Origin of the sequence: Paenalicyclobacillus ferrooxydans, from assembly GCF_001399675.1 — a bacterium.
GTDB lineage: Bacteria > Bacillota > Bacilli > Alicyclobacillales > Alicyclobacillaceae > Alicyclobacillus_B > Alicyclobacillus_B ferrooxydans.
In genome coordinates, this window is sequence record NZ_LJCO01000030.1 from 12559 (window position 1) to 34490 (window position 21932).

The window sequence follows — 21932 nt, forward strand, 5'->3', positions numbered from 1 at the left end:
ACGAGAATATTCAATTTATAAGGCTGTATGCGGTGCTACAATGAGGGCATCTTATCAGTTAAAGGGGGTTTATTTTTCATGTCGCAAAACGCAGGGTCGGGTACTGCATTAGCTGAAGAGCACTGGACGAGCACGGACAGTTGGTCGTTTTGGTCGTTTGGTCTCGGTATGCTCTTAGAAAACTACATCTTTAGCATGGCGAGCATTGCGACTGGCTGGGTGCAGATGCCGAAGTATCTGGAGTCACTGTTGCTTGCCTGGTCTCCGATTTGGCTGATTATCGGTATCGGTGTAGCTGGCCCTCTGGCCGATCTCGTTGGTCGTAAAAACACTTTTTACACGACGATGGCCATGTACGGTATTGGCGCGATTGGGATTGTGTTTAGTAATACCTATGTGCTCATTCTTGTCTTTCTTGCCATTCTACTATTTGCTGCCGGAGGAGAAATGAATACCATTATGGCGGCATCACACGAGATGATGCCGCACAAACATCGCAGTAAAACGATGATGCTCGAGTTGAACTTCATCAACCTTGGTGGAGTTATATTGGGTATTGTTTCACTTTTCACAGCGTATCAACATCATGGATTTCAACGTGGAATGATTGGGATCACCTTGCTTGTTGTCCTCATTATCATGCTGGTTGCGCGGCGGCGTACTCCTGAATCCATTCCCTGGCTGGAGCGGCGCGGCATGCATGACAGAGCCCGTGCCGAGATTGAAAAGTACTATGGGGCTGCAGAGTATGAGGCAAGAAGGGCTGCGGCAAGACAGGCGACGGAGAAAACGGTGGAATCCGGACCACGGCGTAAAGCAGGGATTCCCTTAAAGCTGTTTGTCACGATCACAACGGCATTTGCCGGAGCGGCAGGTTTTGGGCTAATGACCTATGTTCTTGGACCTCACTATTTTCCGAACTTGAATGCTGCTATTATTCTGGTCGCTACCGGGACTGGGTTTGTATCCGGTTTTTTTGGATTTTGGGCAGACCGGTGGAGCCGCAAATTCCTCCTGTTTCTCGGCTATGGTGGTTCTCTGGTGCTGACCGTCGTTATTTGGTTAACGACAAGCGGGTGGACGAAAGACCTGGCTCTTTTCTGGATCTTGTTCGTACTTCTCAACGTGTTTGTAAATATTGCGTATCTCACAGAAGACACGTTAAAAGGCGAAGTATGGCCAACGAAGAACCGCGGAAGTTATACAGCGCTTGTACGTTTTGTCAGCATCGGCTTATATATCGCCACCATTTACATCACTCAAAACTTTGGCCTCAACGCGTACACCTTGTTTAATTGCCTGGTATGGGCCGTCGGGTTTGCCGGAGCTCTCGCATGGTATATCGGTGGTACAGAAACGGGGCGAGGTGCAAGTCTTGACATCGCATCGGGCGAAGCAGAGTAAGATTTGAGGCTGTGACTCCCTCAAACCAGACCAAGTCTACGAAAGATATAGGCATAGACTGATCATGCCTGTTAACAAATTGGCTCGTGAGATGCGACAATCGTTGCAGAATCGGACTTGGCGAACTGGAAGCGAGGGTGATGATGAAAACTTGGCATAAAGTAGCAGGGGGCAGCACGATACTGACAACGGTTGTCCTGATTGGCATTGTTGCGTACGTAAACTGGCATGCTACAGTGCCGTCCAATGCACCAGTGGCCGTGGACAGGGCGTCCCACACTAGGATGAGCAAGCAATCAACATCAAATGGCCGTTCCAATTCGGCCATGAACAATGTTGTCATCAAGGTTGTGTCTTCGTCATCCGTAAACACGAACGCACAGCGAAAAGTTATGTCGACCGTTCAACAGATGCTGTCGAGTGGAATACCCAAATCCATGGATGCATCTGGTTTTGTCCAACAAGTTTATGCTGACGCAGGGGTGACGGTGCCAAGAACCATTCTGGAGCAATCGCAGACGGGGAGCATGGTAGAAGGGAAAAGCCAGTTGCAGGCTGGAGACATGGTATTTTTTGGGCTGAACGGTAATAACCCAACTACTGTGACTTTTGACGGAATCTACGTGGGGAATGGGATGTGTGTCGCTTTAACGACACACGGATTGACAACCATTAGTCTGCAGGATTCATATTGGGGCCCCCGGTTCCTTTATGGCCGCCAGGTGCTGTAGGCCAGATCACTCCCGTGCTCTGGCCCAAGCTGTTGTGGTAAACCTGATGCTGGGGTACTGATACAAGCATCAGGTTTACCTGTGCGGTACAGCGGGCACAGCGCAGTTAGTTGGCCGTTTTTTTCAGTTCCGGATAGTCTTCTAGGTAGCCCAAATCTCGCAACTCCCTGAGTGCCTTGCGGATTGAGTGTTCATTGTCTCCGGACTGGCTTGCAAGGTTCGCAATGTCCTTCAGAGTGGCAGTCCGATGGTCTTTGCAGAATGATAAAATTCCCTTGGCAGCCCAAGACAAGCGGTCATCCGCAAAATCCCCGACAATCTGCCGGAACATCTTTTGTGTCAGGACTCGCAGGTTTACGAGGTCTTGTAAGGCCTTTACTGCTTGCTTGACAGACATCCTTCCGTATTGCGCTAGTTCTTCGAGTGTTGGAATACCTGCTTCCGCTGTATAGGACTTCATTACAATAAAAGTCATTTGAGCGTAGATATCCAGTCCCGGGTGTTCGAAAATCTCCGTTGACATCATGAAATTCCGCTTGCTTTCAGTAGGTTGTGCGACAGTCATGGTTAATCTGTCTCCTTCCTTGACGGCAAGATCCGGCTAGTTACCCGAGGCGGACGGAGGTACAGAAGTATCTATTCCGAGTTAGAACCGGGCCCGGCGTCCGCCAGTTTTCCGGTGTTTTTTTTGAGGTTGACGAAATATATCTGCCATTTTCAGGTGAAATGGCGGTTTCGTTGAGGGGGCTGTATATGATGAGTCTAGTTCATCGACGGGCAATGCATCAGAATCACTCCTTAACGAAGCGAAAGAAACGCTGGGAAGCGCCGTCTCCGGTACTTTAAGTAAATCCTCCCCGGACGGGACTTCGGTCTGATGAAACACAGTAGTGGTTTGACCGGTTACGTGATGGATAAGGATATCCATCACTCCCTGGCTGAACTGCCCCTCGTCTTTTAAATGATTTAAGTAGTCAATGACAACGCGCGGTGTATCAGCTGGTACATATAAGGTGACGTCTTTGCCTGGAGAGACGTACACCGTTCTTCTTCGCTTTCTCATTTTTTCTCAGGCTCACGCACTGCAGCCGGTGTTTCGGTATGTGCAGCCACGATTTCGGTACTCACTGCAACGGTTTGCTGCGTCGAAAGAGCGTGGTTCAGGAGTAAAAAGGTACCGCGCGCATTGCGAAACTGGCTGTATTCGGGTGTGTCGAATCGGATGGGAAGCCCAAGTTGTGCGTTCAGTTTTTCGATCCACGGCTGCAACACAATAGCTCCGCCGCCGATGAACCAGAACTCGCTCGCGTAGCGGACGTTTTTCCAGGCTGTTCGAGCGGATTTGAGAACCTTTTCCGCGAGAATACGAAGGTGGCGGTTGACGAGGTCAGTCATATCAAATACCACTTTACCTTCTGCAAAAATTTCGTATTCCTTGTTCACTAGCATCTGTGTCAGCTCGGCCGTACTTGCAATCAGTTCTTCTGCCTCGCGATTGACCTCTTGACGAATATTCTCAAGCGCATCGTTCAAGTGAATCTTTGTGCCTGTTGAATACCTCTGATCAAGTTCTAGTCCCGGTCGAAAGAAGGCGATATCCATGTCGACGCCGCCAACGTCAGCAATGCCGAATCCCTTGTGGGACAACGGGGATTTTGAAGTGGCCTCAATGTCGTAAACGCCAGACACGTCGTCAATCCCAATGTCAATCGGTAACAAAAACTCCATTTCGATGGTCACGCCAGCGTACTTAGGGGTGGTGCCAAAGGTGACGGAGTGCACGCCTGAGGTGATTTTCTCTGCAAACTCATGTCGAAATTTAGCGATCTCGCTGATCGGTAACCCGATTCCAAGTTCTACAGATGCTTTGATACGCTTGACGCCTCGGCTGATATCCTGTTCATGCTTTGCGGCGATGGCGTAGGCTGCACCGGTCAACAAGGTTACGATGGTTTCCGGCCGCTGCGCCTTTTTCTGAGCAGCTTTATCCCCGACAATCTCGTGTACCACGCCCTCGTCACCGACAGCGAGATCGCCGACGTACATGTGACGGTAGGTATCAGATTCGATAGCGGGGGAAGTGAAGTGGAGGTCTAGAAATTGTAATGGGTGTCCTTGATCAGTTAGGTGGTAACGTTCGCCAATTGGTTGGGCCACAACATTGGGGAAGATGAAGGTCTGGTTGAGACTGTCGTAGATTCCTTTGATGTGACTGCTGCCATTGTCCAGCGAAAGGACAATTGATGTGGTCAACGATTCAGTTTTGGCCAATGTCTTGCTCCTCTCTCATCTCCAATTTCGAGTTGGTAGTATAAGAGATTCGAAAGGAAACCTGGCTTTTCGAGGGTAAAATAAAAAAGTTTAAGGTTTAAGGCGCAGACTTCAGCCGGATGACAGTCAAAATTGAAACTGTAAAAGGGAAAGTTTGAACTTTTACACTGAACTCTGACGGCTTGAGTAGTTCGGGGATGAAAGAGACAGAGGGAGGGTAGTGAGGGTCAACCAGGGCGTGTGAGGTCAACTTCAACGCTTAAACTTTCACTTTTAAACTTTAACGTTGATTGTGAAAGAGTGGATGAACTAAGAGGCAGTGGGTGAATCGGAGGATTCAGCGAGGGGCAAGGTTAACATTTAAACTTTAACATTGTATAGCAGAGTAGATGGAGTGAAACTGACAGGGCAGAAGGCCTCGACGTGGTAAACAAGCTTGAACTTCGAAGTGCAAAGTCTAAAGCTTACTAGGAAGTGCAAAAGTCTAAAGCTTATTAGATTGAGGTTTAAACTCTGACATTCAAACTTTGGAGCTTAAAGCCTGAATTCTAAGACTCAAAGTTCAGAGTTTAAACTTTAAAGTTTACAGTTCTTTTGAGTCCTGGCAGGTGTGTTGCTCGCGATGGTGAAAGGTCACCTCTGGAAATAAAAAACGCTCCGGGTTACGGAGCGTTAGCGAGCATAACGTTGATTCCACTCATCTGCGAGTTCATGGAATCTTACCTTGTCTCGTGCGTCTAATGCCTCATCTATTTGGGACCTTAGCCAATCGCGATACCAACTTGTTACAGCTTGATGCACGACTTGGTCTGCCATTTGAGAAAGTTCACCGGGAGTAAACGGAGGACGAGTGGGCTGTTGCTTGGATGTGTTCTCCATCATGATGAGTCCCTCCTTTTTCACATTTTATCAGAACATTAACGAAATAATCAATCGATTTATCTCAAAAAGGGCCCGTTCGAGTCCTGTTTTGGGTTGGTGATATATAACAGTTCATCACCATCGTGGATCTGTTTCAATTCTGTATGGCATCAGGCTGACAAACCTGGGGGTTGAGTGTTGCGTCATAGCTCCGACACTCATTCCAAAACGTGATCGTGCATCAGTGTTTCCGTGCACAACAACTGGTTTACCGCCCAGCTTGACATCGCATACTGCACGTTTACAGCGAATAACCTGTTGTAGATCCTGTTTTATATGAGGTCCCTTGTTTCGACACGAAACGTAAGACATGTATGTTACATTGGAAACACATTTTGTGTAAAAGAGAGGACTCGACATCCGTGCAAAGGCATATCTCCGACAGTGGAATTTATAAGCGGTTTTTTGAAAGTCACCCGGATGGAGTTTACATCCTCGATATGCAGGGGAAGTTCCTGGATGCCAATCCAGCTTGCGAGTACATCTCCGGATACACTTTGAGCGAATTTTTGAAAATGGACTTTACTGACCTGATTGTACCCGACGAGCTCGATGTGGCGTCTCGACATTTCTTCACGGTTACGCGTGGTGAAACACAGACTTTCGAAACAAAAATTCTACATAAAGAACGACGGATTGTTCATCTCAGTGTTACGGCTTCGCCTGTTATATTAGACGGCGTGGTGATTGGGATTTTTGGCACCGCCAAGAATATCACGGAGCAATACAGAGACCGACAGAGACTGTACGAAACACAGCAGCTGTTTAAGTTGATATCAGAAAATTCTCAGGATGTAATCACAAATAACCTTGCGGATGGCACATGCTTGTACGTTTCTCCATCCGTGCGGGGAATTCTGGGCTATGACCCGTCCGAGATTATGGACTGTAAAATCAGTTCTATCTGCCACCCTGGAGATGTCGATTACGTCGAAGAAGTGTTCGAACGGATTGGCAGAGGAGAGGACGTCGAAAGGTTTGTATGCCGAGTCCATCGTAAGAACGGCAACTACGTTTGGTTTGAGACGACGGTTAAGGTGCTTCGTGATGTGTCTGGGGAAGTCAAACAAATCGTCGGTGTAGGTCGCGATGTTTCTGCACAGATGAATTTACAGGAGTCTCTCGAACATGCGGTACGAATCGCCGGACTAGGCCATTGGGATTGGCATGTAACGAGCAATATACTGACGTTGTCTGGGCAAATGTGTGACATTCTCGGGACTCAAAGCAGGAAGTGCACATATGGAGACTTTACCTCTCTCATTCACCCCGAAGACCGTGCGTGGGTTGAAAAGCGAATCAATCGGTCTCTGCAAACAGGGGAGCCCCTGGACCATGTTTTTCGGATCGTTCGAAATGACGGGAGTATCCGTTATTTACATTCACAAGGTGAAATCCTCACCGATGACGATGGATCGGCAATTCGAATGATTGGAACTTCGCATGACATCACAGCTTCAAAGACCGTTGAGTTGCAGCTGGCAGAGACGACTAGACGGTATCAGCGTCTTGTTGACAACTCTGCAGATGCCATTGGGATTCTTGAAGACGATGCGTGGGTATTTATGAATGAAGCAGGACTCCGGATGTTTGGAGCACCATCGGAACAGGATATCATTGGCCGAAACTATTGTGAGTTTCTACACCGAGATTACACTTCCACCTTCGAATCCATGCTGTCCTCTGGTCACAGTCAATCTGTTGAACAGGAATGGATCAAACTCAGCGGGGATGTATTCTATGCTGAGGTTCGTTTAGTACGTTTTAGTGACAGTGCAGTGCAGGTTATCATTCGCGATATATCTGAACGAAAACAAGCTGAGGAGAGTCTGCTTCATGCAGAAAAGTTATCCGCGGTGGGTCAGTTAGCTGCCGGAATTGCACACGAAATTCGCAATCCACTTACTGCATTGAAAGGATTCTTGCAACTATTGCATGAACGTTCCCGTGGGACAAAGCGAGGGTACGTTGAGATTATGAAGGGGGAGCTTGACCGGATCGAGCTCATCTTGTCAGAAATGCTCGTGCTGGCCAGGCCGCAAGCCATCAACTTTGAGCCCTATGACATTCAATTGCTGTTGAGAGAGGTTCTTGCGTTCCTTTCTCCTCAGGCCTTAATGCAGGATGTGACCATACACAGCGATTTTGTTAATGGAAATCCGCTAGTGGAGTGTGAGAAAAACCAGATCAAACAGGTTTTCGTGAACGTCGTTAAAAACGCCATTGAAGCGATGCCAAATGGCGGGGAACTTTATGTAAACCTGACGCTCCAGAATCAACGGGTAACTATCGGCTTTCTTGACGAGGGTGAGGGAATCCCGGAAGAAAGGATTCCAAGGCTAGGCGACCCATTTTATACAACGAAGGAAAAAGGAACAGGCCTCGGTCTGATGGTGAGTCACAAGATCATTTCAACACACAAAGGAACCATGAGCATATCGAGTACCGTTGGAAAGGGAACAAAGGTCGCCATCACGTTACCTGTTGTGACATGTGCTGACAAGTGTCGAACCAGTTGACGCCCTGAATCAGAAGGCCGAAGCAAATATTACGTCAGAGATGGATTTTACGTAAGAATGAGGCTTTTCATGATGTAGAATAAACCTTTGACACGTTTCATGCACTGTACTAGAGTCAGGATGTTGACCATCAATCCAACATCTGTGAGGCATCCGAGAATGCAACAATCGAAGTTCATGGCCACGCTGGTCGCGCGGTGGCGCTGGTTAGTGCTGGCCAGTATTGGTTTATCGTACCTGCTTGTCTTTACGCAGCGCACAGGCCCAGGGGTAATTTCAGACCAACTTCAGGCCGAATTCCACGTTTCAGCGGCAGTCCTTGGAAGCATAACAAGTATTCAATACCTCTTATACATGCTGCTTCAAATTCCAGTAGGTGTTTACGGAGACCGCTCAGGTCCGGAACGCCTACTCATGGCAGGGGTCCTGTTTGACGGCGTTGGAACCCTGGTTTTCTCCAATGCGCACGAATTCGTTTGGCTGTTGGTGGGCCGCGCTATCGTAGGACTCGGAGATTCCCTTATTTGGGTCAATATCGTCCTGATTCTTGCTAAATGGTTTGCACGGGGAAAGTTTGGTGCGGTTCTGGCACTTGTAAACACGGCCGGGAACGTGGGTGCTCTCGTAACAAGTATCCCTCTTGCATCCTGGATTGCAGTTGCGGGGTGGCGAACGCCGTTTCGTGTCATCGGTACCCTCCTCGTGCTTGCGGCAATCCTGGATCTGTATGTCCTGATGGTTGGCCGACCGGGGCGTTTAGCGAAGTCCGTCCAAACTTCAGAAGTACATATCGAACGCTTGCCCCTAGGTAAGATGCTCGCGGACGTTGTTCGGAATCGGGTGTCTTGGGCCACATTTTTCTGCCATTTTGGAGCTATGGGTACCTACTTGGCGATGGTGAGCCTGTGGGTTATTCCCTATTTCATGGACGTTTATGGACTGCCGCGGGCACACGCCGCGTGGTTTACCTTAACAGCATTTATAGGTGCACTTGTCGCCAGTCCTGTCATGGGGGCGCTTAGCGATCGCTTGAACGACAGAAAGCGGCCTTATTTTGTCGTCCAGACCCTGGCGTTGCTTGCATGGTTAGCGATTGTGGTGTTTAATGGCCAACCTCCGCTGTTATTAGCAGGTGTTGTCATGTTTGTCGTCGGGTTCGGCTGTGGCAGCAGCCTGCTTACGTTTGCTGCCATTCGCGATCACGTTCCGGCTTCGAGGTCAGGCGTTACTTCCGGATTTGCCAACACGGGTGGTTTTCTCAGCGCTGTCCTTCTCCCTGTCCTTTTTGGCGCGGTGATTGATGCAGCCGGCGGCGGGACAGGTGCAACGACATTGGCTGCTCGACATGCGTACGGGGTTGCATTTATCCTGCCGGCTGCGTTTTCTGCCCTTGGGGTTTTCGGAAGTTTATTGCTACCCGGCCGCAGGCGCAATGTAACTGAGGCTCACGCCTGAATGAAACAGTTTCGATAATTGACAGGGATTGACTTGACGTTTGGAAAAGACAAGGTTCAGTACCTGATTAGGTACCGAACCTTGTTTATGTTCCAGAGGAGTCTTCAACTTGAAAGGAGGCGCTTGGAGGGCCGCAGTGGTTACGGAAGATAATCGAGCTTGTTCGTAATCGGCGTGCGTTCCTTTGCAAGTGGGACCTCATTTGGATACCCGACACCAAGGATTTCAACCACTTCATACTGTTCTGGGACCTGGAGGATGTCCCGTGTCCCCTGTTTTGTCCCAATAGATGTCCAACGTGTGCCGACTCCTTCATCCCACGCTGCAAGACAGAAGTTCTGGATAAATGCACAGGTGGCAATCAGGTTCTCATCGCGATCGATGGGATTCTCGGCGGTTTGAGACAGAAATGCAAGCACGACGGGTGCCTCGCCAAAGTTTGCACCATGTTTTAATGCAGCCCGGGTTTCTGGGCCTACAACGAGGACTTTCCACGGCTCAACCATTCGGTGATTCGGCGCAAAGCTGGCTGCGGACAGCCATTTCTTCAGCAGGTCTTCGGATACCGCATCTGGCTTAAATTGCTTAATGTGCCGTCTGCTTGTGATGGCTTCTAACGTATTCATTCTATATCTCCTTCCAGTACCGACAGATATGCGTTCCATGAATCCGATTCATATGGTACCATAGGTGACTAACAAGAACAGGCTGAATTTTAATTATAGGGGGAATGACTGTGCTTTCGTCGCGTTTCCCGTTTCCGCTGTCGGCGGATATATTTCAATATTCGAATAACCTTCGTCCCCTCGACACGAATGTTTCTATTCAGGTAACGCACGAATACACGGAGGAAGTGGGCCTAAAGCGCTCCTTGCTCAAGCAGCATCCTGAACGTTGTTTCCGGGAGGAAATCCATACAAGAGATGCTCAGTGGGAAGTCCTGAATTATGTTCTCCATCAATTGTCCCAAGTCTACCCTGAGCACTTCCGTCTACGGCAGGAAGGAGACAACTGGATTTTCGAAAACACCCTGCTCGGTGAAGAGGTTCATTTTCGCGATTTGGATAATGACAGTCTTTCATGTGCACCGCTTGACTTTGCTGGGCGGCAAGTACAAGAAGACTTAATATTGCTCACACAGTATGACGACAAGTTGGTACTCGAAGCGGGTCAACTCTGTTTCCCAGGGAATTGGTCGCTGTACTTCGATTTTGGTATGCCTTTTATGGATATTCACACGCCTGTTCCGGGTCTAATTGACGATGGACTGGCCGCCAAAATCGAACGATTTCTGATGCGCGTAGAAAGCGGGAAGCCCTGGACGCGTTTGAATTGGTCTTTGAATGCTGGGCGACGACTCGATACCTCGGCAGAGACATTTGATGAGTGGGGCCCCTATCGCTACCGAGTCACGGAAGACAATGTAGGTCATCTCGTACATTTGCGGGTCGAAGAACAAAACCTCATGCGTATGCCGCGAAGTAACAGTCTGTTGTTCACTATCCATACGTACCTGATGCCGCTCCATGAAATCACTCAGAATCAGACCTGGACAAATCGGCTGTACAGAGTTCTCTGTACACTGTCTCCGAAATTAGTTGAGTACAAAGGTCTAAGTGCGTACAGGGACGTTGTCGTTGAGTATTTAGCGAAAGAGTTAAGGGTGAACACATGATGAGAAACAGAACCGCTGCCGGTGGGGGGACTCGCAAAGATAACCTTTGGGCTTTTTTACAATGTGCCCATTCGCTGTTGTTTCTGTGTCAGGATGGGCAACAGGAGTCGTGTTCAGCCGTGTTACAGATGGCCTCTGACCTGCAAATAGCTGTGCGTACGGTCACGGTCGAAGAACTCAAGAATGAGCTTGGGTCTGCCAAAATTGGCACCCGTTTGTATGTTTGCGGTGATTACCAGTTTGTACGAGGGCTTGAGAATGTGCTCTTCAGCTTTGGGATCACGAATGAGGAACTTTGGTCAGATGTAACAGGGGCGACGGTACACCCTGTGCTTTGCGCCGGCTGTTACCACCGGAATGATCCCGTCGCGGGGTCGTATATACACTGTGAAATGTGTGGCCGTATGCTTGAGGTATCCAATCATTATTCCAAGAAGTTGGACGCTGTGATGGGGTATATTGTCTTGCCGGAACAGCTGGTTTTCAAGTCTGAAGAGCCACAACCGAGCAGAACAACTCCCGAAGGCAGGTGATTCTGGTGTTTTTAGCGCGATCCTGCATGGTCGAAGTAGCTGATATTGAACAAATTGCTGAGAGCGTGAAGCGGTTTACCCTTGTACCAGTTGACGCGGGTACAGTGCTTCCATTTCACCCAGGGGCTCATGTGGAAACCTGCATTGGGACAAGAAATGTTGTCCTTCGACGTCATTATTCTCTCTGCAGCGATGCGGACGAAACCCGGTTTTACCAAATTGCAGTCTCAAAAAGTAAGACATCACGAGGGGGCTCCCGATACTGGCATGAACAGGTGATTGTCGGGCAAAGACTTGAGGTCTCCGTGCCAGTCAACCATTTATCCCTAAGCCGGACCGCTCGGCACCACCTGTTTGTGGCCGGTGGGATTGGGATAACGCCCTTTATTTCGATGATGCTCGCGCTTCGCCGTCAGGGCCAGTCATTTGAATTGCACATGGCTGCCAAGTCAGCCTTGGCATGCCCGTTTTATGATTGGCTAAGCGGCACCTTCCCCGGTCAGGTTCATTTTTACTTCTCGACTGAAGGCTGTCGACTTACGCCAAACCTTTTGCAGGATCAGTTGCTTGGCACGCACCTGTATGTATGTGGACCGCCTGGAATGATGAAGGAGTTCCGTGATTGCGCGCGAGCCATTGGTTACCCTAAGCAAAGTGTCCATATGGAGGCCTTTACAGCTTCACAGGGAGGGGATAACCATCCGTTTCGTGCGTTCTTGGAAAAACAAGGCCGATGGGTAGACGTTCCTGGACATCAAACCTTACTGGCGGCTTTGCGAGAGGCGGATGTCAACGTGCCATCTTCATGCGAAGTCGGCGGTTGCGGCACCTGTATGGTGGGGGTCATTGACGGTGATGTGGACCACAGGGACTTCTATCTGACAGGGGAAGAGCAGGCACAGGGAAGGGAAATTCTCTGTTGTGTATCTAGAGCTAAAAAAGACAGATTGGTGCTTGACTTGTAGTTGGAAGTCGTCTTGTTTGCGAGAGGGTACATGACCAGAGAGGGTACATGATTAAGGCGAGTAACCCGCACGTCGCGGGTTACTCGCCAGCAGTCTCCGACCTAGGTCAATCTTTCATTCACTTTGTGAACGAAATTAGTATCCGCCGACACCTGCTCCTACAGCTGGGACGAACAGGAAGAACAGGACGAAGATAATCAAAAATACAACCGCCCATTGTGTGTAACCGCCAAATACTCCGTACATATACACTCACTCCTTGTCATAGTTTATCGGTACTTTTGGACCACTCAGTACATGCCAACACCTGCACCTGTGCCAACGCCTGCGCCGGCACCATATCCAGCGCCCCAAGCTGGGACGAGCAGGAAGAACAGAACGAAGATAATCAGAAACACAACCGCCCAACGAGTATATCCTCCGAATACTCCGTACATCATCTCACCCCCCAGTTCATGTGGCGTCACGTTCAGACTATGGCCCCTTGGGGCATACAGACACGACATTCGCCCTGATGCAGGTACACCCGCCCTGCCCAGTTCAGGTGGACACACAAACTACAGCCGTCGACAGCGTTCGCATACGATAGGCCACCAAACGCATAGGCTTGAACAAGATACTTGAACCCAGACACATCTATCTGGGCGTGGTTGAAGGAGGCAGCGAGATGAGTACACAGATCTTTGTGCCAGGGACAACAGGACAGGTGCCCGCGCAGGTGCCCACTTTCCCTGCACACCCACAAACGGCTTCGGGACAACAACCTAGCGGACCAGAAGATGTGACGAACTTGCCCGTCAACATCAGTGTCGGAAATATATCGGGGAACTCAGGCATTTACGTCGGAAAAAATGTGACTATTTTCGGGCTGAGCTCTCATTCTAAAAGCAACTCCGGATTTGGGGATATTGGAGATTCAAACCTCTTTTACAAGACCGTGTCGTACGTCTATGACCCGGATGTCATTGACACTCCGATTGATGACCGTGATATCCATATCCTCCAACAACAACCGGCAAAGGGTAAGGACCTGTCTCAGACCAATATCGGAGTTGGCACCGTGTGGGTGAATACGTTACAGCAAAATGCCGGGACCTTCATTGGGACGACCAGCATTACCGGGATGGACTCACATGAAAAACAAAACCTCGCTCATGGTCAGATATTTGGCAACCAGAACATCAGTTATGGCGATCTCAATGTAACGCAAGACCAAGACGTGATAGATGCAGTCATGCATGATCAGGATAATAAGGCCGGTGTTTTCCTTAGTACGTAAACACCTGCCAAAATTCAGATACTGCGTTACACTGATTTTAACCTAGTCGCGAGTCTCGGGAGTGCTCCATAGGGATTCCAACCAATATTTAGGATTATTGAGGAATGGATTGTGGAATCCTATCGCGATGAACATGAACACGAAGAAGGTCACATGATGAAAGTATCCCTTTTTGTCACATGCCTGGTTGATAATCTCTATCCACAAGTAGGCGAAGCCATGGTCAGACTGCTTGACCACTTGGGGGTTGAGGTGGATTTTCCACAAGCACAGACCTGTTGCGGGCAACCGGCATTCAACAGCGGGTATGTGGATGAGGCTCGGGCATCGGCAAAAACGCTGCTCGATGCGTTTGAGGATGCCAACTACGTGATATCTCCATCTGGTTCCTGCACAGGTATGGTTCATCATTACTACGAAGAGATGTTTGCTGATGATCCGAAACGTGTCCGTCAGGCTGTGGATCTCGCCGACAAGTCCTATGAGTTCTCACAGTTCCTGGTCAATGTACTCGGCGTGACGGATATCGGAGCGTTTTTCCCGTATTCTGTGACATATCACCCATCCTGTCATGGATCACGCCTGTTAGGGGTGAAAGACGAACCGCTTCAATTGCTTCGGAACGTGCGTGGGTTGGAATTGATTGATCTCCCTTATGATACGGATTGCTGTGGGTTTGGCGGCACGTTTGCGGTGAAGATGGGGGACATTTCGACTGCTATGGTAACGGAAAAGGTTTCGCATGTCAGGGAGACGGGGGCACGTGTCCTCGTCGGCGTGGACATGGGATGCCTGATGAACATTGGCGGGCGCATCAGTAGAGAAGGAGAACAGGTGCGAGTGATGCATCTCGCGGAGTTGCTCTATGAAGGGGTTCAGGCGGGGGTGAGCGATTGATGACGACGGAAATCGACGGAAAGCAAACAGGCGTCCTCGATCGCTCTCGACTGGCACTGCAAGACGATTTCCTGCGGGCAGCTGTGCGGTTCACAGCGGATCGACTGCGAGGAAAAAAACGCATCGCAACAGAGAGTCTTGGCAATTGGGAAACGTGGCGAGAACGCGGCATGCAGATTCGAAGTCACACAGTGGCCAATCTAGACTACTACCTAGCCCAATTTACCGAAAACGTCGAGGCAGCGGGCGGACACGTACACTTTGCTGACGACGCGGCTGAGGCCGCTCAAACCGTTATGAACATCCTGATGGAAAAACAAGCGCGCTCAGTGGTGAAATCGAAATCCATGGTATCCGAGGAAATCGGGATCAACCATCTGCTCGAAGAACATGGCATCGAAGTGGTTGAGACTGACCTTGGCGAATACATTGTTCAACTAGCCAGAGAAACCCCGTCTCATATTATCATTCCGGCGATTCACAAAAACCGCAGACAGATTAAGGACCTCTTTACAGAGGCTGGCGGAGAAAACCTTACGACCGATACGAAAACGCTCACGGCTTTCGCTCGAAATACAATGCGAAACAAGTTCCTTCGTGCCGATGTCGGGATTACGGGTTGCAATTTTGGTATTGCAGAGTCAGGCAGTGTCGTCTTGTTCACCAATGAAGGAAATGCAGATATGGTCACCAACCTCCCAAAGACGCACATTGTGCTGATGGGGATGGAGCGTCTGCTCCCTGCATTTGCAGACCTTGAAGTGATGGCCAATCTCTTGCCCCGTGCAGCGACGGGACAGAGTATCACGACGTACATGTCGGTCATTACAGGAAATCGACGCAGAGGAGACATTGACGGCGCACAAGAGATGCACTTGATTGTGCTGGACAACGGACGATCGCGGCAAATCGGTGATGCCAAGATGCAGTCAGTTCTCAACTGCATTCGCTGCGGTGCATGTCTAAATGTCTGTCCGGTCTATCGCCAGATTGGCGGTCACGCCTATGGGTCAGTGTACCCTGGGCCGATAGGTGCTGTATTGTCGCCGGTTTTGAATGAGGGTGAAAAATATGCAGACTTACCCTATGCGTCGAGCCTTTGCGGTGCGTGTTCCGAGGCCTGCCCAGTCAAGATACCTTTGCATGACCTGTTGGTTCATCTCCGTCAACGGCATGTCGAGCATGGACATACAAAAACCATGGAACGCCTCGCTTTCAGGGGGTTTAAGGTTGCATTTTCAAGGCCAAACCGCTTGAACTTAGCGATTAAGATGGCCCGTCTTGGTCAAAAGGCACTCGTCCGAAATGGGCATATTGAGTCGACACTCGGCCCCTTAAAGGGATGGACGGCGGGTCGGGACGCACCAACAGTAGCCAAGCAGTCGTTTCACGACAGGTGGCGTACCTTACAGAGTGAGTTGCAGACCCAACACAATCACGCACTTGAGCCAAAGGCGGAGCGGGGCGGTGACGTGGAGTGAAGCGAACCGAGTTTTTGACCCGGGTCTCAGCGCGATTGGGCCGAAACGGCGTGCCGGGCGACTCCCCGGCGCGGGATGTCGTCGGAGTGCCAGAGTTTTGGTCGCAGAGGGAATTATCAGAGCGTGAACGGGTGGATAGATTTCGGGACAACCTTGTTAACTTGGGCGGTGAAGTCCACCTTGTATCGAGTGTTGACGAGCTTCGAGATGCCCTGTCAGAGGTGTTGGGAAGCCTCCGAATCATGCGCGTTGGAATCTGGAACGACCGGGAGTTACAAGAACTGGTGAATCCTGTGCTTGAGTCGTACGAGGTGTCGACATGGGGTATAGAGCCAGCGAGTGCATTTGTAGACATGGATCTCGGTATCACGGGTGCGCAGTTCGGGGTTGCCGACACAGGAACCTTGGTGTTGTCTTGTGGCGGGGGACGCGGCCGATCCGTTCATTTGTTACCCCCGGTGCATCTTGCGGTACTTCGGGCAAGCCAAATCAAAACACGCCTCGGGGAAGCTTTACAGGAGCTGTCTAGTCACCTGACGGAGATAGATTCTTATGTTCATTTCGTCACGGGACCGAGCCGTTCTTCAGATATTGAGAATGACCAAAGCATTGGGGTTCATGGACCGGCTGCAGAGATTGTGATTGTAGTAGAGAACTTGTGAAACAAACGGTGTGGCCGTCAGCCACACCGTTGTCGTCTTTGGGAGAAGATGATTGATTTAATTGTCCTTGCCAAGCTCTTTTTTTAGACGCTCCAAGTCGCTGTCCACAGCGGCTTGTTTACGCAGGTCGTCGAGTTCACGGGTCGTTCGGTCGCGTTTGTCCATCGGGTCTTCGAGCACGCCTTCTTCAGACAGTGCGTCAATCGCATTGGCTCGAGCAACCATTTGGTCCGTTTTTTCCTGAGCACGCTGCAAGGTTGCGCCCACACCGCCGAGTTCCTTGCTAATCCCGGTCATTGATTCGCTGACCTTTACCTGGGATTGAGCAGCTTGGTAGGTGGCTTTTGTGACTTCTTTTTGCGTGCGGAAAGATTCAATGCGATCTCGGTACTTGTGCTCGGTGTCCTTCAGTTTCTCAACTTGAGCTACGATCCGCTCATGTCCTTCACGCAACTGTGCCAGATGCTCCGTCTCGCGCTGTTTACGGAGTAACGCCTCCTTTGCGAGGTCCTCACGTTCGAGCTTCAGTGCTGCGCGTGCGGAATCCTCGTAATTGGCGATTTCTTTCTCTGCTTTGTCCATCTGGGCTTCCAGAGCCTTCTGTTCCGTCACAACGTCTGCAAGATGCCGCCGTACTTCCTGCAAGTTGGTCAGCATCTTCTCGTAACTGAGATCAAGCATTTCGTTTGGATCTTCCAGGCGGTTCAAGAACTTGCTGACCTTCGCCTCAACCATGTCTGACGCTCTTTTAAACAATCCCATTATAAAACGCCTCCCGTGCCTTCGGCACCTTTTCCGATTCCGTTGGAAGATTGATCAGGCTGTGTTGCGCTTTAGTCGTTCAACGACAACACCAAATTTGGTGTCGGGATGGTATGATCTGCCCTTAACGGAGTTACTGCTGTACCGACAGCAAAAAATTCGATGATATGTGATGCCCAGCCATATGACCCCTCATCGATGTGTACCCCGACAATACCCTCTGCACGCTCTTCGTGCGCTTCAGCCTGCATGCGCTCCATGGCCAGTTCTCTGGCGTCATACAACGCTTGAGTAAAGTTCGGTTGCTCCTGATTCTGCCCGACCTGCGCCAATGTCTTCATGAATCCTTGATGTGCCACGTGGTAGACGCACGTCCCCATTACCATCGACAAGGGTCTGTAACCGGAACGAAGGAGTGTCCAAAAATCTTGACCAGATAGATCACTGGTAAACGGTTTGTTGCGAAACGTGCGGAAGCTCTTCGGAGCTCCGTCCCCATGTGTCAACTCTGGCCGAGCGACAACAGCCGTGCCAATGGCGATGAACTCTGCCAAGTCCGCGCCCCATTCGTAGCGGTTAATGTTCAGACGAACACCCACAATCCCATCCGCACCGAGGGCATCGGCTTCCTCTTCCATCCGGCTCATCGCAAGTTCCCTTGCGTGATACATGGCCTGAGTCAGATTGTCGAGCTCCATGTTTTGTCCCCAACGGCCTACTTGAACCCCAATATGGTACACTGAGCTACCCATGACCATGCCAATCGGCTCAAAGCCCGCTTCCCGAACCAAGAGGTACTCGTTTACCGACAGGTCTGATGTGAAGACACCTTCGGGGTTTCCTTGGCTGCGCAGTCCGCGCAGCCGCTCAAGTGCATGTTGCGGCAGATCCTGATTTTGAGTGGACAACAGTAGACCTCCTATCAGATGGGAAATTAGAACTAGGTCGTTTTGCCGAGTGAAAGAACCGTTTCTACCTTTGGATACGCGCGATTCTTCGTTGCTTGCACGATTGTTCCGATGGCAACGAATTCAAGAATATGATCTGTACGTTCATCGTTTTCTCCGCGCTCCACTTCAACTTCGTGCACGGACAGACTTGTTTCGTGCGCAAGCACACCCGTACCACCAACCTGCCTCACTTGCTGCTGAAGCCGTTGCATTGCTGCGTGGCGCGTGGCATACACCGATTCTGTAAACGTTCTGACCTCTTGGTTTGACCAGCTGTTGGTTTGCCACTGAGCATTTCGGGTGGTGTATTGATAGTACGCAGACACACCCAAGCCGAGTGAAATCGGGATTGCCCCTGCGTGAATCAGTTTGATAAAATCGGAAGCTGAAACCGTGCACAGCAGTGGTTCTGCGGGTGGATTTTCTCCCTCCAAGACGACAGCCGTACCAAAGGCAGTAAACTCGGTTTCATGACTGTTGATGTCCGGAAGATGATTGTTCAATCGAACACCGACAACCGCGTGAGCGCCCATCAATTGTGCTTCCTGCTTCATTCTTTGTAAGGCCAATCTTCGGCCCTCAAGCAGTGCGTGTTCAATCACCGGAATGGAGCCGGAGCCCCAAGAACCAGAGAAGCTGCTGGCACTGTATCCAATGTGGTAGATAGAGCTGCCCATAACCATCCCAAGCGGTTGCAAGCGGTATTGTTTCAACATCAGCCATTCGTTGACAGATAAGTCACTGGTCCATGGGTACTCCCCAGCTTTTTGTTCCTGGATTCGCTCTCTTACATAGGGGGGTATCTGACCGCTTTCCAGTGCAGCGATTGTCTGTTCAGCTCGTTGTCTCTGCCGCATCTGTTCCTCGTCCGAACGGCTCGAACCGCTGCCAAATCGAAAGAAACGCACAAGCTCACCACCCTTCGTGCCGTTTTGTCACAAGCGGGATCAGACGTAAAAGGGAACATGAAATAGTAAAGACGCAAAAGGGAACATTAAATAGTAAATAGGAAATCTTACTGCAAATAGGTTCGCTTGCCGCTAATCTCCGAGAAGAAACCGCTCCAACGTCTCACGGGTATCTTGATGCTCTTCACTGTAACGCTGAATCTCCGCAGACAGTTCGCGCAACCATTCCGTGAAGGGGAGTTCATCCGACTTTAAGCGAACACCGCGGACGACTTTGCCTTTTCTAGTCCGAATCCCCGCATGGTTTTTCTCCTGCAGCAGTTCGTATTCGGCATCTCCCAATCGGACGACAACGCTCTCGACCCGTTTGTCTTTTGAAAAGAAAGCAAAGTGACGTGTGACCGTGACCATGCCTGGTAATGCCTGTTCCAGGCGTACCGCCAGAGCTTCGACAAAAGCACGTTCGTCGGCAATGCTCTTGCGCCACTGTGCGGCGGACAAGTCGAATGTAAATTCATCCGTCGCCACATGGATCCCCCCTTGTAACACTCAACACGAGTTTAACATACCACTTATTCATACAAACAAAATTCTGTATATTAAATGTATCAGGTTTAGGCATATAACCTATTGACGAGTCGTCAGTCCAAGATTAAACTCTTTCCGTGAGTTAAAACCATGTAACGACAAGTTCATGTCACTGCAAGCCCTCGTATAATGTCGGGAATATGGCCTGACAGTCTCTACCGAGCGACCGAGAATCGCTTGACTACGAGGACGTTGTGCGACATTTCCTATAGTCCGTATCAGACTCAGTTTCTGCGTGACGTTTTACCTGCGTGGGCCTGACGGATACGATTTGGGAAATTTGCCCGGCGCCTCGAGTATGCTCGGTAATCTGAGCCCTCAAGGTGCCGGGTTTTTTGATTTTAGGCAGTTAGACAGACAGGAGGAATCATTGTGAGCCAAGTTGTTCGCTCGCCTTTATCCGTAGATGCCGACGCACAACGCGATGAAGCATTTCATCTTGAGACCGAAGGCATTGGTGTGATTTCAGAAGCGAAGCGTCATGGACGCCCGCGTCAGTTGTTCTTTGTGTGGTTTGCAGCAGTTTTGACATTTACAGGCGTTGTCACAGGCCAGTTGTTTACTGCACTCGGTCTTAATGTATGGGAGAGTATGCTGGTTGCGCTTATCTGCTCTGCTTCGTTTGCAGTTTTGGGCTATGCTTCGGCAACCGGTCCAAAGGGTGGCACAGTAACATTGACCATCTCGAGGGCAGCATTTGGTGCTCGTGCCAACCGGGTCCCAGCTTTTTTTAGCTGGTTGACAGCAGTGGGTTGGGAAAGTGTCACGATGGTCTTGACGGTATGGGCCTTTCTGAGTCTTGCCCAGTATATCGGGTTGCCTTCGTCCGGAGTCGGGCCGACCGTGATCGCGCTGATTATCACCTTGGTTCTGACTTATACGGTTCCTATTCTTGGTCATGCTACGCTCGTCACTGTCCAACGTGTTCTGGCGTTTGTCCTTACCATTTGTGCTGTTTTGGTGGTCATTGCAATTATTCCTCACGTTCACTGGGCGTATTCGACGCCGGTCAAGGATATGGCTGCTGCAGGCCCGTTCCCAACGTTCCTGCTCGCTGCATCTATCGGCTTGGCAAGCACCTTCTACGGATGGGTGAACTTTGCGGCTGACTACTCCCGCTACATGCCGAAAAGCACACCAACGCGCAAGATTGTCGGTGTAACATTTGCAGGCGGCGGCATCGCGAACTTTGTCATGATGACTGTTGGTATTCTGCTTGGCACGTTTGTAAGTGGTAAAGCGTACGCTGCGGACCCTGTCATGGCGATTGCAAAATCCGTTCCAGCATGGGCTGCAATTCCATTTCTGATTGCTGTCATCGTTGGTGACATTACAGCAAACTATCTGAATGCCTATAGTTCAGGGATGAGCTTCTTGTCCATGGGCATCCGTATTCGCCGCTATTGGGCTGTGGCAGTTGATGGTGTGATTTGTACACTGATTGGTATCTATGCGATCTTCTTCTCATCAAACTTTGTGACCTTCTTCCAGAACTTCCTGGACATCATGATTGTGTTTATCGGTCCGTGGGCGGTCATCTTCCTGCTCAACCACATGATGGTGAAAGGCAATTACAACTCGGATGGCCTGGCGTCAGATGCGAAGGGGAGTGCCTATTGGTTCAGCTCAGGAACCAACTGGCGAGCAATGGGTTCGTACATTATCGGTGTTGTGGCGACCTTCTTCGCAGCGAACGGAGCGTTGTGGGCGAGTCCGCTGACAAAGATGTGGTTTGGCGGGGCTGATTTAACGGCTTTTGTGGCACCGATTGTGACTGGTATCATATTTTATCTCGTGAGCGCAGGGCGGCGCCAAAGTGCTCTGTCCACGCCTTCCAAGACCGAACCAACCATCGGCTGAGACTGTATACAGTTTCTATGCCTCATCAATTCAAAACTCATGAAAAACCCGCGGGTGTCGTATCCCGCGGG

The 21932-nt window shown here is 50.2% G+C and carries 22 protein-coding genes and 1 riboswitch; of the genes, 12 read left to right on the forward strand and 10 right to left on the reverse strand.

Going from position 1 to position 21932, the window contains the following annotated elements; genetic code table 11:
* Positions 1–78: 78 nt before the first annotated feature.
* Together AN477_RS05860 and AN477_RS05865 are read left to right on the forward strand one after the other, a co-directional pair.
* Entirely contained in the window at positions 79–1404 is a 1326-nt protein-coding gene (locus AN477_RS05860; RefSeq protein ID WP_054968243.1) for an MFS transporter, read from the forward strand.
* Between the two features lie 140 nt (positions 1405–1544).
* On the forward strand, positions 1545–2135 hold the full coding sequence (locus AN477_RS05865) for a C40 family peptidase (protein ID WP_054968244.1): 591 nt from the start codon (positions 1545–1547) through the stop codon (positions 2133–2135).
* A gap of 106 nt (positions 2136–2241) precedes the next feature.
* Here the strand turns inward: AN477_RS05865 and AN477_RS05870 are convergent, their stop codons facing one another.
* The 4 genes from AN477_RS05870 to AN477_RS05885 all read right to left on the reverse strand — a co-directional run bounded on the left by AN477_RS05870 (position 2242) and on the right by AN477_RS05885 (position 5288).
* On the reverse strand, positions 2242–2700 hold the full coding sequence (locus AN477_RS05870) for a helix-turn-helix domain-containing protein (protein WP_054968245.1): 459 nt from the start codon (positions 2698–2700) through the stop codon (positions 2242–2244).
* Positions 2701–2781: 81 nt separating this feature from the next.
* Positions 2782–3198 (reverse strand): hypothetical protein, encoded by a 417-nt coding sequence (locus AN477_RS05875; RefSeq protein ID WP_054968246.1) that lies wholly within the window; start codon positions 3196–3198, stop codon positions 2782–2784.
* Positions 3195–4406 (reverse strand): ParM/StbA family protein, encoded by a 1212-nt coding sequence (locus AN477_RS05880; protein ID WP_054968247.1) that lies wholly within the window; start codon positions 4404–4406, stop codon positions 3195–3197. Before AN477_RS05880 ends, AN477_RS05875 begins: the two co-directional genes overlap by 4 nt.
* Positions 4407–5078: 672 nt before the next feature.
* On the reverse strand, positions 5079–5288 hold the full coding sequence (locus AN477_RS05885) for an IDEAL domain-containing protein (protein WP_054968248.1): 210 nt from the start codon (positions 5286–5288) through the stop codon (positions 5079–5081).
* A gap of 401 nt (positions 5289–5689) precedes the next feature.
* Here AN477_RS05885 and AN477_RS05890 point away from each other — a divergent pair, with 401 nt between their 5' ends.
* Together AN477_RS05890 and AN477_RS05895 are read left to right on the forward strand one after the other, a co-directional pair.
* Positions 5690–7846 carry a PAS domain S-box protein gene (locus AN477_RS05890; RefSeq protein ID WP_054968249.1) on the forward strand — a complete coding sequence of 719 codons (2157 nt, stop codon included), beginning with the start codon at positions 5690–5692 and terminating at the stop codon, positions 7844–7846.
* A gap of 159 nt (positions 7847–8005) precedes the next feature.
* Positions 8006–9301 carry an MFS transporter gene (locus AN477_RS05895; protein WP_054968250.1) on the forward strand — a complete coding sequence of 432 codons (1296 nt, stop codon included), beginning with the start codon at positions 8006–8008 and terminating at the stop codon, positions 9299–9301.
* A 140-nt stretch (positions 9302–9441) separates the two neighbouring features.
* Here the strand turns inward: AN477_RS05895 and AN477_RS05900 are convergent, their stop codons facing one another.
* Positions 9442–9927 carry a nitroreductase family protein gene (locus tag AN477_RS05900; protein ID WP_054968251.1) on the reverse strand — a complete coding sequence of 162 codons (486 nt, stop codon included), beginning with the start codon at positions 9925–9927 and terminating at the stop codon, positions 9442–9444.
* Between the two features lie 110 nt (positions 9928–10037).
* Between AN477_RS05900 and AN477_RS05905 the strand changes: the two genes are divergently transcribed.
* The 3 genes from AN477_RS05905 to AN477_RS05915 are packed head-to-tail and all read left to right on the forward strand — an operon-like array spanning position 10038 to position 12474.
* Positions 10038–10976, forward strand: a complete 939-nt coding sequence (locus AN477_RS05905; RefSeq protein ID WP_245631733.1) for a heme-dependent oxidative N-demethylase family protein — start codon at positions 10038–10040, stop codon at positions 10974–10976.
* Complete coding sequence (locus tag AN477_RS05910) at positions 10976–11509, forward strand: dimethylamine monooxygenase subunit DmmA family protein (RefSeq protein WP_054968253.1); 534 nt, start codon at positions 10976–10978, stop codon at positions 11507–11509. The genes AN477_RS05905 and AN477_RS05910 overlap by 1 nt, the downstream gene beginning before the upstream one ends.
* A gap of 5 nt (positions 11510–11514) precedes the next feature.
* The gene (locus AN477_RS05915) at positions 11515–12474 is read left to right on the forward strand and encodes a PDR/VanB family oxidoreductase (protein WP_157061837.1); all 960 of its coding nucleotides are present in this window, start codon (positions 11515–11517) and stop codon (positions 12472–12474) included.
* A gap of 290 nt (positions 12475–12764) precedes the next feature.
* Here AN477_RS05915 and AN477_RS24970 read toward each other — a convergent pair whose 3' ends face one another.
* Positions 12765–12911 carry a hypothetical protein gene (locus AN477_RS24970; RefSeq protein WP_169787849.1) on the reverse strand — a complete coding sequence of 49 codons (147 nt, stop codon included), beginning with the start codon at positions 12909–12911 and terminating at the stop codon, positions 12765–12767.
* A gap of 230 nt (positions 12912–13141) precedes the next feature.
* Between AN477_RS24970 and AN477_RS05920 the strand changes: the two genes are divergently transcribed.
* The 4 genes from AN477_RS05920 to AN477_RS05935 all read left to right on the forward strand — a co-directional run bounded on the left by AN477_RS05920 (position 13142) and on the right by AN477_RS05935 (position 16793).
* A complete protein-coding gene (locus tag AN477_RS05920) occupies positions 13142–13753 on the forward strand; it encodes a hypothetical protein (RefSeq protein ID WP_054968255.1) in 612 nt (203 codons plus the stop codon).
* A 156-nt stretch (positions 13754–13909) separates the two neighbouring features.
* Positions 13910–14650: a (Fe-S)-binding protein gene (locus tag AN477_RS05925; RefSeq protein ID WP_054968392.1), complete on the forward strand. Its 741-nt coding sequence runs from the start codon at positions 13910–13912 to the stop codon at positions 14648–14650.
* The gene (locus AN477_RS05930) at positions 14650–16131 is read left to right on the forward strand and encodes a LutB/LldF family L-lactate oxidation iron-sulfur protein (RefSeq protein WP_083486005.1); all 1482 of its coding nucleotides are present in this window, start codon (positions 14650–14652) and stop codon (positions 16129–16131) included. Before AN477_RS05925 ends, AN477_RS05930 begins: the two co-directional genes overlap by 1 nt.
* Positions 16128–16793 (forward strand): LutC/YkgG family protein, encoded by a 666-nt coding sequence (locus AN477_RS05935; protein ID WP_054968256.1) that lies wholly within the window; start codon positions 16128–16130, stop codon positions 16791–16793. The genes AN477_RS05930 and AN477_RS05935 overlap by 4 nt, the downstream gene beginning before the upstream one ends.
* A 57-nt stretch (positions 16794–16850) precedes the next feature.
* Here the strand turns inward: AN477_RS05935 and AN477_RS05940 are convergent, their stop codons facing one another.
* The 4 genes from AN477_RS05940 to AN477_RS05955 form a co-directional block, all read right to left on the reverse strand.
* Positions 16851–17555 carry a PspA/IM30 family protein gene (locus tag AN477_RS05940; RefSeq protein WP_054968257.1) on the reverse strand — a complete coding sequence of 235 codons (705 nt, stop codon included), beginning with the start codon at positions 17553–17555 and terminating at the stop codon, positions 16851–16853.
* Positions 17556–17626: 71 nt separating this feature from the next.
* Positions 17627–18463 carry a heavy metal-binding domain-containing protein gene (locus AN477_RS05945; RefSeq protein WP_054968258.1) on the reverse strand — a complete coding sequence of 279 codons (837 nt, stop codon included), beginning with the start codon at positions 18461–18463 and terminating at the stop codon, positions 17627–17629.
* Positions 18464–18495: 32 nt separating this feature from the next.
* Complete coding sequence (locus AN477_RS05950) at positions 18496–19413, reverse strand: heavy metal-binding domain-containing protein (RefSeq protein ID WP_054968259.1); 918 nt, start codon at positions 19411–19413, stop codon at positions 18496–18498.
* 132 nt (positions 19414–19545) lie between these two features.
* A complete protein-coding gene (locus AN477_RS05955) occupies positions 19546–19941 on the reverse strand; it encodes a hypothetical protein (protein ID WP_054968260.1) in 396 nt (131 codons plus the stop codon).
* 162 nt (positions 19942–20103) lie between these two features.
* Positions 20104–20205, forward strand: a riboswitch (purine riboswitch).
* A 168-nt stretch (positions 20206–20373) separates the two neighbouring features.
* On the opposite strand from AN477_RS05955, the gene AN477_RS05960 reads away from it, so the two are divergent.
* Positions 20374–21861 carry a purine-cytosine permease family protein gene (locus AN477_RS05960; RefSeq protein WP_054968261.1) on the forward strand — a complete coding sequence of 496 codons (1488 nt, stop codon included), beginning with the start codon at positions 20374–20376 and terminating at the stop codon, positions 21859–21861.
* Positions 21862–21932 lie beyond the last annotated feature (71 nt).

Bases quoted from the DNA above. Each gene is read 5' to 3' on its own strand.
- AN477_RS05860 (WP_054968243.1), top strand. From the start codon at position 79: ATGTCGCAAAACGCAGGGTCGGGTACTGCATTAGCTGAAGAGCACTGG.
- AN477_RS05865 (WP_054968244.1), top strand. From the start codon at position 1,545: ATGATGAAAACTTGGCATAAAGTAGCAGGGGGCAGCACGATACTGACA.
- AN477_RS05870 (WP_054968245.1), bottom strand. From the start codon at position 2,700: ATGACTGTCGCACAACCTACTGAAAGCAAGCGGAATTTCATGATGTCA.
- AN477_RS05875 (WP_054968246.1), bottom strand. From the start codon at position 3,198: ATGAGAAAGCGAAGAAGAACGGTGTACGTCTCTCCAGGCAAAGACGTC.
- AN477_RS05885 (WP_054968248.1), bottom strand. From the start codon at position 5,288: ATGATGGAGAACACATCCAAGCAACAGCCCACTCGTCCTCCGTTTACT.
- AN477_RS05895 (WP_054968250.1), top strand. From the start codon at position 8,006: ATGCAACAATCGAAGTTCATGGCCACGCTGGTCGCGCGGTGGCGCTGG.
- AN477_RS05900 (WP_054968251.1), bottom strand. From the start codon at position 9,927: ATGAATACGTTAGAAGCCATCACAAGCAGACGGCACATTAAGCAATTT.
- AN477_RS05910 (WP_054968253.1), top strand. From the start codon at position 10,976: ATGAGAAACAGAACCGCTGCCGGTGGGGGGACTCGCAAAGATAACCTT.
- AN477_RS24970 (WP_169787849.1), bottom strand. From the start codon at position 12,911: ATGTACGGAGTATTCGGAGGATATACTCGTTGGGCGGTTGTGTTTCTG.
- AN477_RS05920 (WP_054968255.1), top strand. From the start codon at position 13,142: ATGAGTACACAGATCTTTGTGCCAGGGACAACAGGACAGGTGCCCGCG.
- AN477_RS05925 (WP_054968392.1), top strand. From the start codon at position 13,910: ATGAAAGTATCCCTTTTTGTCACATGCCTGGTTGATAATCTCTATCCA.
- AN477_RS05930 (WP_083486005.1), top strand. From the start codon at position 14,650: ATGACGACGGAAATCGACGGAAAGCAAACAGGCGTCCTCGATCGCTCT.
- AN477_RS05940 (WP_054968257.1), bottom strand. From the start codon at position 17,555: ATGGGATTGTTTAAAAGAGCGTCAGACATGGTTGAGGCGAAGGTCAGC.